Origin of the sequence: Pseudobacter sp., assembly GCF_051955275.1 — a bacterium.
Lineage (GTDB): Bacteria > Bacteroidota > Bacteroidia > Chitinophagales > Chitinophagaceae > Pseudobacter.
Genome location: NZ_JBQCGW010000228.1, coordinates 1 through 11975 on the forward strand (window position 1 = coordinate 1; position 11975 = coordinate 11975).

At 48.5% G+C, this 11975-nt stretch carries 14 protein-coding genes; 9 read left to right on the forward strand and 5 right to left on the reverse strand.

What is annotated here, in order from left to right; all coding sequences use genetic code 11:
- Positions 1–182: 182 nt before the first annotated feature.
- From yajC to nusB, 3 genes are read right to left on the reverse strand one after another with little or no spacing between them, the layout of a single operon-like run.
- Positions 183–518, reverse strand: a complete 336-nt coding sequence (gene yajC / locus ACTHMC_RS19900) for a preprotein translocase subunit YajC (RefSeq protein WP_440415764.1) — start codon at positions 516–518, stop codon at positions 183–185.
- 40 nt (positions 519–558) lie between these two features.
- Positions 559–990: a DUF1573 domain-containing protein gene (locus ACTHMC_RS19905; protein WP_440415765.1), complete on the reverse strand. Its 432-nt coding sequence runs from the start codon at positions 988–990 to the stop codon at positions 559–561.
- A gap of 42 nt (positions 991–1032) precedes the next feature.
- Entirely contained in the window at positions 1033–1995 is a 963-nt protein-coding gene (gene nusB, locus ACTHMC_RS19910; RefSeq protein ID WP_440415767.1) for a transcription antitermination factor NusB, read from the reverse strand.
- 298 nt (positions 1996–2293) lie between these two features.
- On the opposite strand from nusB, the gene ACTHMC_RS19915 reads away from it, so the two are divergent.
- The 3 genes from ACTHMC_RS19915 to ACTHMC_RS19925 all read left to right on the forward strand — a co-directional run bounded on the left by ACTHMC_RS19915 (position 2294) and on the right by ACTHMC_RS19925 (position 5035).
- Positions 2294–2575 (forward strand): co-chaperone GroES, encoded by a 282-nt coding sequence (locus ACTHMC_RS19915; protein WP_127132239.1) that lies wholly within the window; start codon positions 2294–2296, stop codon positions 2573–2575.
- Positions 2576–2623: 48 nt separating this feature from the next.
- Complete coding sequence (gene groL, locus ACTHMC_RS19920; RefSeq protein ID WP_440415769.1) at positions 2624–4258, forward strand: chaperonin GroEL; 1635 nt, start codon at positions 2624–2626, stop codon at positions 4256–4258.
- 129 nt (positions 4259–4387) lie between these two features.
- On the forward strand, positions 4388–5035 hold the full coding sequence (locus tag ACTHMC_RS19925; RefSeq protein ID WP_440415771.1) for a hypothetical protein: 648 nt from the start codon (positions 4388–4390) through the stop codon (positions 5033–5035).
- Between the two features lie 68 nt (positions 5036–5103).
- Here the strand turns inward: ACTHMC_RS19925 and ACTHMC_RS19930 are convergent, their stop codons facing one another.
- Positions 5104–5703 carry a 3-keto-disaccharide hydrolase gene (locus tag ACTHMC_RS19930; RefSeq protein ID WP_440415772.1) on the reverse strand — a complete coding sequence of 200 codons (600 nt, stop codon included), beginning with the start codon at positions 5701–5703 and terminating at the stop codon, positions 5104–5106.
- Positions 5704–5756: 53 nt separating this feature from the next.
- Between ACTHMC_RS19930 and ACTHMC_RS19935 the strand changes: the two genes are divergently transcribed.
- Positions 5757–6842: an aromatic ring-hydroxylating oxygenase subunit alpha gene (locus ACTHMC_RS19935; protein ID WP_440415774.1), complete on the forward strand. Its 1086-nt coding sequence runs from the start codon at positions 5757–5759 to the stop codon at positions 6840–6842.
- Positions 6843–6857: 15 nt separating this feature from the next.
- Positions 6858–8291, forward strand: coding sequence for an APC family permease (locus ACTHMC_RS19940; RefSeq protein ID WP_440415775.1), 1434 nt, complete (start codon positions 6858–6860; stop codon positions 8289–8291).
- Here ACTHMC_RS19940 and ACTHMC_RS19945 read toward each other — a convergent pair.
- On the reverse strand, positions 8275–9186 hold the full coding sequence (locus ACTHMC_RS19945) for a hypothetical protein (RefSeq protein WP_440415777.1): 912 nt from the start codon (positions 9184–9186) through the stop codon (positions 8275–8277). The genes ACTHMC_RS19940 and ACTHMC_RS19945 overlap by 17 nt on opposite strands.
- 86 nt (positions 9187–9272) lie before the next feature.
- Between ACTHMC_RS19945 and ACTHMC_RS19950 the strand changes: the two genes are divergently transcribed.
- From ACTHMC_RS19950 to ACTHMC_RS19965, 4 genes are all read left to right on the forward strand, one after another.
- On the forward strand, positions 9273–9626 hold the full coding sequence (locus tag ACTHMC_RS19950; RefSeq protein ID WP_440415778.1) for a hypothetical protein: 354 nt from the start codon (positions 9273–9275) through the stop codon (positions 9624–9626).
- Between the two features lie 46 nt (positions 9627–9672).
- Positions 9673–10164 carry an FKBP-type peptidyl-prolyl cis-trans isomerase gene (locus ACTHMC_RS19955; RefSeq protein ID WP_440415779.1) on the forward strand — a complete coding sequence of 164 codons (492 nt, stop codon included), beginning with the start codon at positions 9673–9675 and terminating at the stop codon, positions 10162–10164.
- A 46-nt stretch (positions 10165–10210) separates the two neighbouring features.
- The gene (locus ACTHMC_RS19960) at positions 10211–11638 is read left to right on the forward strand and encodes an L-serine ammonia-lyase (RefSeq protein ID WP_440415781.1); all 1428 of its coding nucleotides are present in this window, start codon (positions 10211–10213) and stop codon (positions 11636–11638) included.
- A 110-nt stretch (positions 11639–11748) separates the two neighbouring features.
- Positions 11749–11975, forward strand: a 227-nt coding sequence (locus ACTHMC_RS19965) for a hypothetical protein (RefSeq protein WP_440415783.1), incomplete at its 3' end; no start/stop codon positions are given.

Consider the following 11975-nt stretch of genomic DNA (forward strand, 5'->3'; position numbering starts at 1 on the left):
ATTCTATTTACCAGTTGCACGAAAGAGTAGGAAGTCGCAATACAACATATCCCGCAAAGCACCCAAAGATTGAAATAGAATACGAAATTAAATAAGGGTTGATTTCAAATCCGCTTTTAATACAAAAAGAAAGCGTCTCCATTGCGGAGACGCTTTCTTTTTGTAATTATATAACGAAGCGCTTATTTGGCAGGTGTTGCCGCAGCTTTGTTGATATTATTTGTCCACTCCATGGAAATGGCGCTCTTTTCGATCTTGATATAGCTGCCGGGGCTGGTTTCCAGTTGGATGGTGCCGTCTTCGTTCATTTTGTTAACGGTACCGTGGATACCTGCGATGGTAACGATCTTGTCACCTTTCTGCATGTTCTCCTGGAATTGTTTTGCCAGTTTGGCTTTTTTGGCTTGCGGGCGGATCATGAACAACCAGAATACCAGGATCATACCACCCAGTAATACCATGTTCATCCAGCCTGCGCTACCACCCTGAGCCTGTAAAAAAATAACTAACTGTGTCATTGTATTGAATTTGAGAATTTGTGTTGGGAAATAGAGTTTGTTATTGTTGTTGAGTTTGCGGGATCACTTCTACATTGAATGAAACCTTGTGGTTCTGTGTGCCGTTGGTATTGGCGTCCACGTCGATTTCCTTGTGATTGATACCTGGCCTGCCTTTGCTGTTGAAGGTAGCTTTGATCTCACCTTCTGCACCGGGAGCGATGGGCTCTGCAGGAGGATTGGCCACTGTGCAACCGCAACCGGGGTGCACGCCACGGATCACCAGAGGTTTCTTGCCTGTATTCTTGAAACGGAACACCACTTCCACCATCTGACCTTCATTCACCTTGCCCAGGTCCCTGGTGGAGTCGATCCACTGGATATCCGTAAGCTCATTGTTGTTGATCAGCTCAGGCTGTTTGTAGGTCTGCTCGCTGTTACCACAGGCTGTTATCAGCACTGCTGCGATCATGAGGGTGAATATTGATTTCATCGGTCGATCCGTTTTTGCAAATCTAATGAATGATGCTATAGATCAGTTCTGTTTGTTATTAGGATTGGGTGAAAATGCAACTTTTCGCATTTTATTTTCACGGACCAGGTCCTTATGGATATTATCCAGGATACCATTCACAAACTGTCCGCTCTGCGGGGTACTGTATTCCTTCGCCAGGTCGATATACTCATTGATGGTAACCTTTGGCGGAATGGTTTCAAAGAAGAGGAACTCGCAGATGCCCATGCGCATGAGCAGCATGTCCAGTACGGCGATCCTTTCCGCGTCCCAGTTCTTCAGTTTGGGACGGATATATTCCATGGTCAGTTCTTTCTTTTCCACGGTGGTTTCCAGCAGGGTTTTGGCGAAATACCATTTTTCATTTCCAAGCAGTTCCTGGAAATTGAAGTTGGCGGGTTTTGCCAGGAAGGTCATGAGGAGCTGGCTGAGCATGTCCCCGTCATCGTCCCAGTTGCTGAAATATTCTTCCACATAGCTGTCGAACCTTTCATTGCTGAGCATCAGCTGTGTGAAGATGAATTCCAGGATCTCTTTTTCCTGTTTCTTGTCTCTTCCCTGGATGGCGATGTATTCTTTGTATTCGGGTCTTTCGGTCAGTTCGGTATAGATCTTCTTCACCATATCCTGATCCGTGATGCTGGCAGGCCTGATCTCTTTTTTAGCCTGCAGCCAGGACGGGGATTCAAGAATCTTCCAGAGTACTTCATTCCCTGCGAGCTTGGTGTTCACACTGAGATCTTCGGCTGAGGGTAAGTGTTTGGCGGCGCGGTTGCGTGCATCGGTTTCTGCGTAGCGGGCCAGTTCTGTGAGAAAATGAACCATGAATACAAACAACTGCTCTGACTGATCGAATTGTTTCTGGAGGAGCCTTACCTGTTCTGCGGTAGTTAATTTCTTTTCTTCGCCAGATTCTGCGTACTGTGTTTCCACCGCGTACAGGGTCTGCATTACTTTCACACGAATATTTCTTCTGCTGATCATTTTCTAAGAACTGTTTTAGAGCGGGCAAAGCTAAATCATTTAAGGCTACCCCCCAAAAAAGGAATGGGCAGGCAGGATGGGGGCTGTCTGAAAAAATGGCACTGGGAATGAATGAGATAGGGCCGGTGTTTCTGGTGTTTTTGGCAGGGTGGAGGCCCAATCCGGAAAAAATGACCTGTTAATGTTCCCGAAAAGGGGATTGGTACGAAATTCGTTTACCTTTGGCAGCCTTGAACGGGTCCGGGTAATTTATTCGCTCCCGTTCAAAAATTCACTAAAAAACTTAAAAACTGATAAAATGGCTAAGAAGTTAAATGTTACCCCACTGCACGACAGGGTAATTGTGAAACCTGCTAAAGCGGAAGAAAAAACTGCTGGTGGTATCATCATTCCTGATACTGCCAAGGAAAAACCCCAGCGCGGAACCATCGTAGCTGCCGGCCCCGGCAAAAAAGATGAGCCCGTTACCGTTAAAGTTGGAGACACTGTACTTTATGGCAAATATGCCGGTACTGAGATCCAGATCGAAGGCGAAGACCTCCTGATCATGAGGGAAAGCGACATCTTAGCGATCGTTTAATATTTCTGAGGTTCCTATCAAATTAAAAAATTTTCAAATCAACAGTATATGGCAAAGCAACTGTTCTTCGATATCGAAGCACGTAATAAAATGAAGAAAGGGGTTGATACCCTGGCCAATGCAGTGAAAGTGACACTGGGTCCTAAAGGCCGCAATGTGGTTATTGAGAAAAAATTCGGTGCACCTGCCGTTACTAAAGACGGTGTGAGTGTTGCCAAAGAAATCGAACTGGAAGATCCCATCGAAAATATGGGTGCTCAAATGGTGAAAGAAGTAGCTTCCAAAACTGCAGATATTGCAGGTGACGGTACTACCACTGCAACCGTTCTGGCACAATCTATCATCGGAGAAGGTCTGAAGAACGTAGCCGCAGGCGCCAACCCAATGGACCTGAAACGCGGTATCGACAAAGCTGTTGTAAAGGTTATCGACAACCTCCGTGCTCAGTCTCAGACTGTAGGTACAGACAGCAAAAAGATCCAGCAGGTAGCTTCTATCTCTGCCAACAACGACGATGCTATCGGTAAACTGATTGCTGAGGCTTTCGCCAAAGTAGGTAAAGAAGGTGTTATCACCGTTGAAGAAGCAAAAAACACTGAAACTACAGTTGATGTAGTTGAAGGTATGCAGTTCGACCGCGGATATATCTCTCCTTATTTCGTTACCAACAGCGAAAAGATGGAAGCTGAGCTGCAAAGCCCTTACATCCTGATCTACGATAAGAAGATCAGCGCTATGAAAGATATCCTGCACATCCTGGAAAAAGTTGCTCAAAGCGGCCGTCCCCTGGTGATCATTGCAGAAGACCTGGAAGGTGAAGCACTGGCTACACTGGTGGTGAACAAACTGCGTGGTACACTGAAAGTGGCTGCTGTTAAGGCTCCCGGCTTCGGTGACCGTCGTAAGGAAATGCTGCAGGACATCGCGATCCTCACAAAGGGTATCGTGATCTCTGAAGAGCAGGGTTACAAACTGGAGAATGCCGATCTGAGCTACCTCGGACAGGCTGCCAGCATCACTATCGACAAAGACAATACCGTTGTTGTTGGTGGAAAGGGTAAGAAAGATGATATCAATGCCCGCGTTAACCAGATCAAAGCTCAGATCGAAGTAACTACTTCCGATTACGATAAAGAAAAATTACAGGAGCGCCTCGCTAAACTGAGCGGTGGTGTAGCTGTACTGTACGTAGGTGCAGCCACTGAAGTGGAAATGAAAGAGAAGAAAGACCGCGTTGATGACGCCCTGCACGCAACTCGCGCAGCTGTTGAAGAAGGTATCGTTCCCGGTGGTGGTGTGGCTTATATCCGCGCTATCGAAGCCCTGGAAAAAGCCAAAGGCGCCAACGAAGATGAAACCACTGGTATCCAGATCGTGAAACGCGCCCTGGAAGAGCCTATCCGTCAGATCGTTGCCAACAGCGGTATTGAAGGAAGCATCGTGGTTCAGAAAGTGAAAGAAGGAACCAAAGACTATGGTTTCAACGCCCGCACTGAGGTGTATGAGAACCTGTTCAAAGCTGGTGTGATCGATCCTACAAAGGTTACCCGTATCGCACTGGAAAATGCTTCTTCTATTGCTGGTATGGTACTCACTACAGAGTGCGTTATCGCCGACAAACCAAAGAAAGAAGAAGGTCATGCACATCCTGGTGCTCCAGGCATGGGCGGAATGGATTATTAATCTCATTCAACTTGATAGCAAAAAGGCACACTTCAACGGTGTGCCTTTTTTGTTGGGTACCATTGATACCGGCAGGTTTCTCTGTTCCCTGAATATATTGTAACTTATATGCGTTAAGAAACCCTTGCTATGAAACAAATCCTCTGGGCCCTGCTCCTCATCAGTACAGGCTCCCTTGCGCAAACCAATGAAACTGCCAGGCCGGGAAATGAATATGATGGCGTGGCTGGCAGTCCTTACCTGTATAAGGACTGGGTTAAAGGGACCGTCTATTACAAGAATGGAAGGGTTGTGGATCAGTTCAAACTGCGGTTCGATTGCGCCCGTAATTTCCTGCAGCTGGAGTTCAAGGGGCAATCTTTCTCGCCCCAGCTGACAACCATCGTTTCATTTGTGATGTACCCCAAAGACACTAAAGATTCTGTGATATTCCGCAAGGGATTTCCTCCCAACGGCCTATTCAACGGAGATACATTTTATGAAGTGATGCAAACCGGTAAAGCGCCGTTGCTGCATTTGCTCAACAAAATGATCGTTGAAAAGAAAGATATGCTGCCCAGCGCCACCACCAAATATTTTGAGGAAGATGATCTTTATTTTTTGGTGGTGAATGGCAATAATATCCTCCTGGAAAAAGGCGACAGGGAAAAGCTGGCAAAACAGTTCCCGGAGCAGGAGGCTGCGCTGTTGAAGTATATGAATGAAGAGGAATTGAAAATGAGAACGGCCGGTGATTTCAGGAAGTTCGCCGCAAAGTATAATGAGCTGGCGCAGTGATGAATTTAATCGGAGGACAGTCAATCGCGGGGACGCGAGCGACTGGGGAGCACTCTAAGTAAATGTAACTAGTCCCCCAGCTTCTTCACCTTCAAATCTTTCCACCTTACTTTGATCCCACCGCCATCATGGATCTGCAACGCAATGAAACCCTTTCCCGCCCCGATCTTTTCATCATCGATATGCACCATCTGGTGACCATTTAACCAGGTAGTTACAGAACCACCCTTTGCCAGGATCTTAAGCGTATTCCACTCACCGGGCTTCAGCCATTTTTCATCTTCCTTTTTGGGTTGGATCAGCCAGCCGCGACCATAACTTTCATAAATACCTCCGGTATGATTATTCAGCGGAGCCACTTCCACCTGCCAGCCACTGATCTTCACACCCTCGATCCCGGAACGCAGGAAAACCCCGCTATTGCCATTCGCTTCCTGTTTGAACCGACAGGTGAATTCGAAGTTGTTGAAATTACTATCCGTACTGAGATAGCCATACTGCTTGTCAGGGCCGCTTTCGCAGACCAGTTCGCCGTTCTCTACATACCATTTTTCAGTGCCGTGCACTTTCCAGCCACTGAGGTCTTTGCCATTGAAGAGCCGGATCTTTTTCTGTGCGGAAGCCGCCAGCGTGAAGCAGCAGGCCAGGAGTAAAAAAACTTGTTTCAAAGCCAATTGATTTATCAGATTAAGATAGTAAATTTCATTTGAAACCTTTCCGTATGGACAGATTTTATGTTGATCCCGATATTTCAGTGGCCAGAACACTGCACACAGATTTCTACACTGATCCTGCCATATACCAGCTGGCAAAGGAAAAACTCTTTGTTCCCTCTTACCAGTTCATCGGCGGTCAGCAGGCTGTTGCCGGCATAGGTTATTGTCATCCTTTTACCTTCCTGCAAGGATACCTCGATGAGCCGCTGGTGCTCACCAAAGACTCCAATGGCGCACTGCATTGCCTGAGCAATGTGTGTACCCACCGTGGCACCATGGTGGTGAATGAGCCCTGCAAAGTATCGCAGCTGCGCTGCCGCTATCATGGAAGAACTTTTTCGCTGGATGGCCGGTTCAAATCCATGCCCGAGTTTAAAGAGGTAAAAGATTTTCCGGCACCCTCTGATAACCTTACGCAGTTGCCTGTAAAGCAATGGGGACCCTGGCTTTTTGCGTCCCTTCAACCGGGATCAGATCCCGCGCCCTACCTTGAAGATATGATCAGCAGGGTAGGGTGGTTACCGGTGAATGAGTTCAAACCCAGGCCCGATCTGAGCAAAGACTATATAGTGAAAGCTCATTGGGCATTGTATTGCGAGAATTACCTGGAAGGATTTCATATTCCTTTTGTACATGCCGGACTGAATGCCGTGATCGATTTCGGCAATTACACCACAGAAACCTTCAGGTTTTCCAATCTTCAACTGGGCATCGCAAAAGAAGAAGATGATATCTTCGATCTGCCTGCTGGTTCCCCGGATTATGGAAAAAAAGTGGCTGCCTATTATTTCTTCGTGTTCCCGAATATGATGTTCAATTTCTATCCATGGGGGCTCAGCATCAATATCGTTCAACCATTAACGATAGATCAGTGTAAAGTGAGTTTTCTCACCTATGTATGGAAAGAAGATAAGTTCAATACAGGCGCAGGGGCTGATCTCAATACAGTGGAGCTGGAAGACGAAGAAGTGGTGGAAGCCGTGCAGATAGGCATACGCAGCCGTTTCTACGGGCATGGGCGATATTCCGTTACCCGCGAACAGGGCACGCATCATTTTCACCGGATCATCAGCAGCCTGCTAAACCCTTAAACGCATATATCATTTATGGCTAATCCCGTAACGCACCGGATGCTGGGATTCTGGTCTGCCTCCAGTATTGTGGTGGGCAGTATCATCGGTTCGGGTGTGTTTATGAAACCCGCTGTGATGGCTGCTCAGACAGCCTCTCCGCTCTGGCTGGCGATGGTATGGATCATAGCAGGCCTGTTCTCGCTCTTCGGAGGGCTGATCTATGCAGAAGTGGGGGCCATGTTCCCGCAAACAGGCGGGCTCTATATCTTCTTCCAGAAAATGTTCGGCGATTTCTTTGCCTTCATGTATGGCTGGGCAGCCTTTGCCGTGATCAATACAGCATCAGTTTCCGCAATATCATTCGTGTGCGCCCAATATGCTGATTTCTTCCTGCATCTTCCGCATTTTTCAACTACCATCGAACAATCGGTGGTCTGGAATATTCCTTTACTCGGCAAGTTATACCCGTTGCAGAATGCAGGTGTGAAATTGCTGGCAATCGCGCTGATCCTTGGGCTTACCTGGTTGAACTACAGAAGCGCAAAAGCCGGTGGCATCGTGCAGGTGGTGAGCACGTTGATCAAGGTGGGTGTGATCATCCTGCTGGTATTCGGCATTTTCCTGAGCGGCAATGGCAGTTTCCATCATTTTGTGGAGCCTTCGGCGAATCCCAAAGAAGGCTGGCAACTGATCGGTGGACTGGTGGCTGCACTCACCGGGGCTTTCATGGCCTATGACGGTTGGGTGAATGTTACGTTCGTTGGCGGTGAGATCAAAAATCCACAGAAGAATATTCCACGCAGTCTGCTGATCGGACTGTCAGTCTGCATTATCGTTTACCTGCTGGTGAACCAGGCCTATCTCTATGTGCTGCCTGTTGATAAGATGGCCAGTTCTTCCCTGGTAGCGGCCGATGCCATTGCTGTAGCCCTGGGTGATACCAGCGGCGCCGTTATCGCGGCCATGATCGCTATCTGTGCCTTCGGCGCCATCAACGGAAATACCATGACGGAAGCAAGGGTGACCTATGCCATGGGAAAAGACAGGCTCTTCTTTGCTTTCACGGGAAAGGAACATGCAAAGTACGGCACACCGGGGAACGCATTGTGGCTTCATTGCGCATGGGCATCACTGTTAGTAGTGAGTGGCAGCTTCGATATGTTGGCCGATATGTTCACCTTCATTGCCTGGGTGGCTTATATTTTCGGTGCAGCAGGGATCTTTGTTTTGAGAAGAAGGATGCCCGATCATCCGCGCCCTTACCGGGTTTGGGGCTATCCTGCAGTACCCTTGCTCTTCATTGCCTTCGCTTCTTTTTACGTGGTGAGCACTGTTATGAACGATATCAGTAAATACAATACAGGGCAATCGCCGGTGATCAATTCACTGCTCGGCCTGGCGATCACCTTACTGGGTGTACCATTCTATCTTTATTTCAGGAGATCAGATATTAAGGCTCGATCCTGACCTTCACAGGCTTGGTGCCGTAATACCAGGCATTCAGCGAATCTTTCAGCCTGCCGGTATCAGTTGGCAGTCCCGGCAGCCTTACGTAGATAGTGAACTGCAGTGAATCTGCCGTTTCCATCTGGATGCGTGGGCTGAGCTGGTGCACAAAAGCATACCGTTTCAGGGCCCTGGCTTTCCGGTCGGTTTTCTCGAAGATGTATTTATAAGTGCCCGGAGCAAGGACTGCGGGCTCCACAGGAGGAGTTGGGATACTGTCCTGCCGCGGAGTAGTGGTGCTGTCCGGGTTGATCACCGGTGTACTCACTTCAGCAGTAGGTTCCGTGGGTGTATTGTCCGTTTTATTATAAAGGCTGTAGCCGCCCCAGAGGATCACAACCAGTCCGATCACTACCAGGGTGCCGATCAGCAGGATGCGGCGCTGGTTATTGTGAACTGTATGTCTGGATTGGCCCTCATCAAACACGGGGATATTGCGGACATGTTTTTCTGGTGTTTTATCTTCAGTATGGAAATCCAGTTTTTCGAGGGTGGGCTCACCGGGAGTGAACTGCAGTTCACCGCTCTTGAACTTTTGCAGGGAACCGATACCTTCGATGGTAAAGGGCTTGCCGATATTCAGCAGCAGTTTGCCATCGCCCAGGTAACTCTCGAAGTCGGATTCAGCCAGGGGACGTATCTTGCCGGTCTGCTGACGGATGAAATCAATCAGTTCATCATCTGCTTTGAGTACATTCTTCTGTGTGAACTGGATGTATTTCAGCACTTCCCTGAAATTCTTATCGTTGAAGTCAGGGACAGATACTGCCTTATCCAAATGGAGAACGCCGATGCCGGGGAGGCTCAGGTGTTTATGGGTGTAGAAGTATTTCGCTAAAAGAACGGCAAGTTTCAAGGTATGATGGATTTTTGTTTCGCACAAGTTAATCATAAATTGTTGGTATGCAAACAAACAAGCGCCGGGCTACGTAATTTTGCGATATGACAGAAAGAGAGATACAGTTCATGCGATACTGGGAGGAAAACCGCCTCCGGGAAAGAAAATGGCAATATCAGCTCATGATCGGCATACCAATCGGGCTGTTATTTTCGTTACCTATTCTGATCATCGTATTTACTGGCCGTTACTGGTATTCCCGGGCAGACATGGCCGTGAATGCCAGCCTGAATCCCACCCTGCTGATCTCCTGCGTTTTCATTATTGCCGTTTTTGTTGCCATTTTCTACAAACGTCACCAGTGGGATATGAAAGAGCAGCAATTCCTGGAACTGAAAGCAAAGGAAAAGCGCGAAAAACAGGAAGAAACCTCCGGCGAACCCCCTATGCAGCAATAATATTTGGATCGTTGTCTATATGTTCATTACCAGCCAAAAATAACCGATGCGAAAAACTGCACTGATCTGTTGTACCATCCTGCTGATCTTTTCCCATTGCTTCAAAAAGGAGAATGATTGTGCCCCCCGCAATATCGTGGCGCCCGCGTCGGAAGTGAAGGCCGTGAAGGATTATCTGGGCAGTGCCAGTGTGGTTGCTACGGAACACAGCAGCGGTTTGTTCTACCAGGTGCTGTCGGAAGGAATGGGCATTGCTCCGCAGATCTGTTCCAGCATCCGCGTTCGCTTCAGCGGCAAACTGGTGAATGGCACCGAATTCGAGAGCAGTCAGGATGTGGTTCTTAACCTGAAATTAATGTTGGAAAGCTGGCGCCTTGCACTGCCCATGATCAAACCCGGCGGCAGGATCCGATTTTATGTACCTCCCACACTTGGCTATGGCGCTGACGGCAAGAAGGATAAGAACACCAATGCCGTACTGGTAGCGCCTTACACGCCTGTTATCATTTATGAAGTTACGCTCCTGGAAGTGAGTTAGGTGGATATCCCTTTTCAGCTATCTTTGTGGTATAAATAATGATCTCTTGCCACACGAAGCTATTTCAGTTTTTGATATGTTCAAGATCGGTGTAGGGCCTTCCAGCTCGCATACACTGGGTCCCTGGCGTGCCGCCCAACGATTCCTCAAAGCACTCGAATCCCGTCAGTCCATTTTCAATGTAGTATCTGTCCGCGTATTGTTGTATGGCTCCCTCGCCAAAACCGGTAAGGGCCATGGAACCGATATCGCCGTGCAACTCGGGCTTTGCGGAGATGATCCCGTAACATTCGATGTACACCAGATCACTCCCAAGATCAGGGATATCGCATCCATGAAAAAACTGATCCTGAACGGCACTCATGAAATAGATTTCGATCCGGCAGAAGACATCGAGCTGCTGATGACGGAAAGCCTGCCTTTCCATCCGAATGCCATGACCTGCCTGGCTACTTTCAGCAATGGCGAACAGATAGCAGAAACATACTATTCTGTCGGCGGTGGTTTTGTGGTACAGGAAGGAGAAGAGCAAGGTGGTGCCGATGCGGTACAACTGCCATTCCCCGTGGATACGGCAGATGACCTGCTTCACTGGTGCCGCAAGACCGGCCTCTCCATTCATGAAGTGGTGATGGAGAATGAGAACAGCTGGCGAAGTGAATCGGATACCCGAGCCGGTATGCTCAATATCTGGCAGGTGATGAAGGATTGTATTTATCGCGGCTGCCATACGGAGGGAACACTTCCGGGTGGACTGAATGTAAAGCGCCGTGCGGCCGATCTCAACAAGAAACTGCTTGCAGGCCGTAGCTACCACGATTACGATTCCTGGCTGATGGCGATCCGCGAAGGCGGGCAGCATTTCCAGTACATCCTGGACTGGGTGAGTTGTTTTGCACTGGCCGTAAATGAAGAGAATGCTTCCTTCGGCAGGGTGGTTACAGCACCCACCAACGGTGCTGCCGGCGTGATCCCGGCAGTGCTTCAATATTTCGTGACCTTCTGCGATGGATATAAAGAAGACAGGATCTTACAGTTCATGCTTACAGCAGCAGAGATAGGAAGTATCTTCAAGAAAGGCGCTACCATATCTGCGGCTATGGGTGGCTGTCAGGCCGAGATCGGTGTTTCCTCTGCCATGGCTGCTGCCGGATTAACGGAAGCACAGGGCGGCAGTCAGCGCCAGGCGATGATGGCGGCAGAGATTGCCATGGAGCATCACCTCGGACTGACCTGCGATCCTATAGCCGGACTGGTTCAGATACCCTGTATCGAGCGCAATACAATGGGCGCTATCAAAGCTATCACCGCTTCCCAACTGGCTCTGCAAAGCACACCGGATTTTGCGCGTGTGTCTCTGGACGGTGTGATCCGGACCATGTGGGATACAGCAAGGGATATGAGTTTCAAGTACAAGGAGACCGCAGAAGGCGGACTGGCTGTTCATATACCGATCAGCCTGAGTGAATGCTAACGGATGCCGTTTTATTTGCTTCCTGACCACTGACCTTCTCAGATCAACCAGTTAACGTTTCGTTCCGGTGCCCCTGGTCCCCTGTTGTTCATTCTTAAAAAACAACCGGTATGACTACAGAACGTAACTTCAACACCATTAGTCCATCAGCACGTGTATTGCTGCTGATGAAGGCATTGACCGATATTCCCTTTGCCAGGGAAACAGCTGCATTGATCCTGGACCCGGAAGCATTCGACCGGCTGCTGCAGCAACAACATTCAGAAACATTTCTTGCACGCGTTATTCACTTCGAGAACCGCTACAAGACCATCGATCAGATGCTTGACATCATACT

What these genes read in the sequence shown, in the direction of transcription:
- nusB (WP_440415767.1), bottom strand. Translation starts at nt 1,995, where the DNA reads ATGATCAGCAGAAGAAATATTCGTGTGAAAGTAATGCAGACCCTGTAC.
- ACTHMC_RS19915 (WP_127132239.1), top strand. Translation starts at nt 2,294, where the DNA reads ATGGCTAAGAAGTTAAATGTTACCCCACTGCACGACAGGGTAATTGTG.
- ACTHMC_RS19935 (WP_440415774.1), top strand. Translation starts at nt 5,757, where the DNA reads ATGGACAGATTTTATGTTGATCCCGATATTTCAGTGGCCAGAACACTG.
- ACTHMC_RS19950 (WP_440415778.1), top strand. Translation starts at nt 9,273, where the DNA reads ATGACAGAAAGAGAGATACAGTTCATGCGATACTGGGAGGAAAACCGC.
- ACTHMC_RS19925 (WP_440415771.1), top strand. Translation starts at nt 4,388, where the DNA reads ATGAAACAAATCCTCTGGGCCCTGCTCCTCATCAGTACAGGCTCCCTT.
- ACTHMC_RS19955 (WP_440415779.1), top strand. Translation starts at nt 9,673, where the DNA reads ATGCGAAAAACTGCACTGATCTGTTGTACCATCCTGCTGATCTTTTCC.
- groL (WP_440415769.1), top strand. Translation starts at nt 2,624, where the DNA reads ATGGCAAAGCAACTGTTCTTCGATATCGAAGCACGTAATAAAATGAAG.
- yajC (WP_440415764.1), bottom strand. Translation starts at nt 518, where the DNA reads ATGACACAGTTAGTTATTTTTTTACAGGCTCAGGGTGGTAGCGCAGGC.
- ACTHMC_RS19905 (WP_440415765.1), bottom strand. Translation starts at nt 990, where the DNA reads ATGAAATCAATATTCACCCTCATGATCGCAGCAGTGCTGATAACAGCC.
- ACTHMC_RS19940 (WP_440415775.1), top strand. Translation starts at nt 6,858, where the DNA reads ATGGCTAATCCCGTAACGCACCGGATGCTGGGATTCTGGTCTGCCTCC.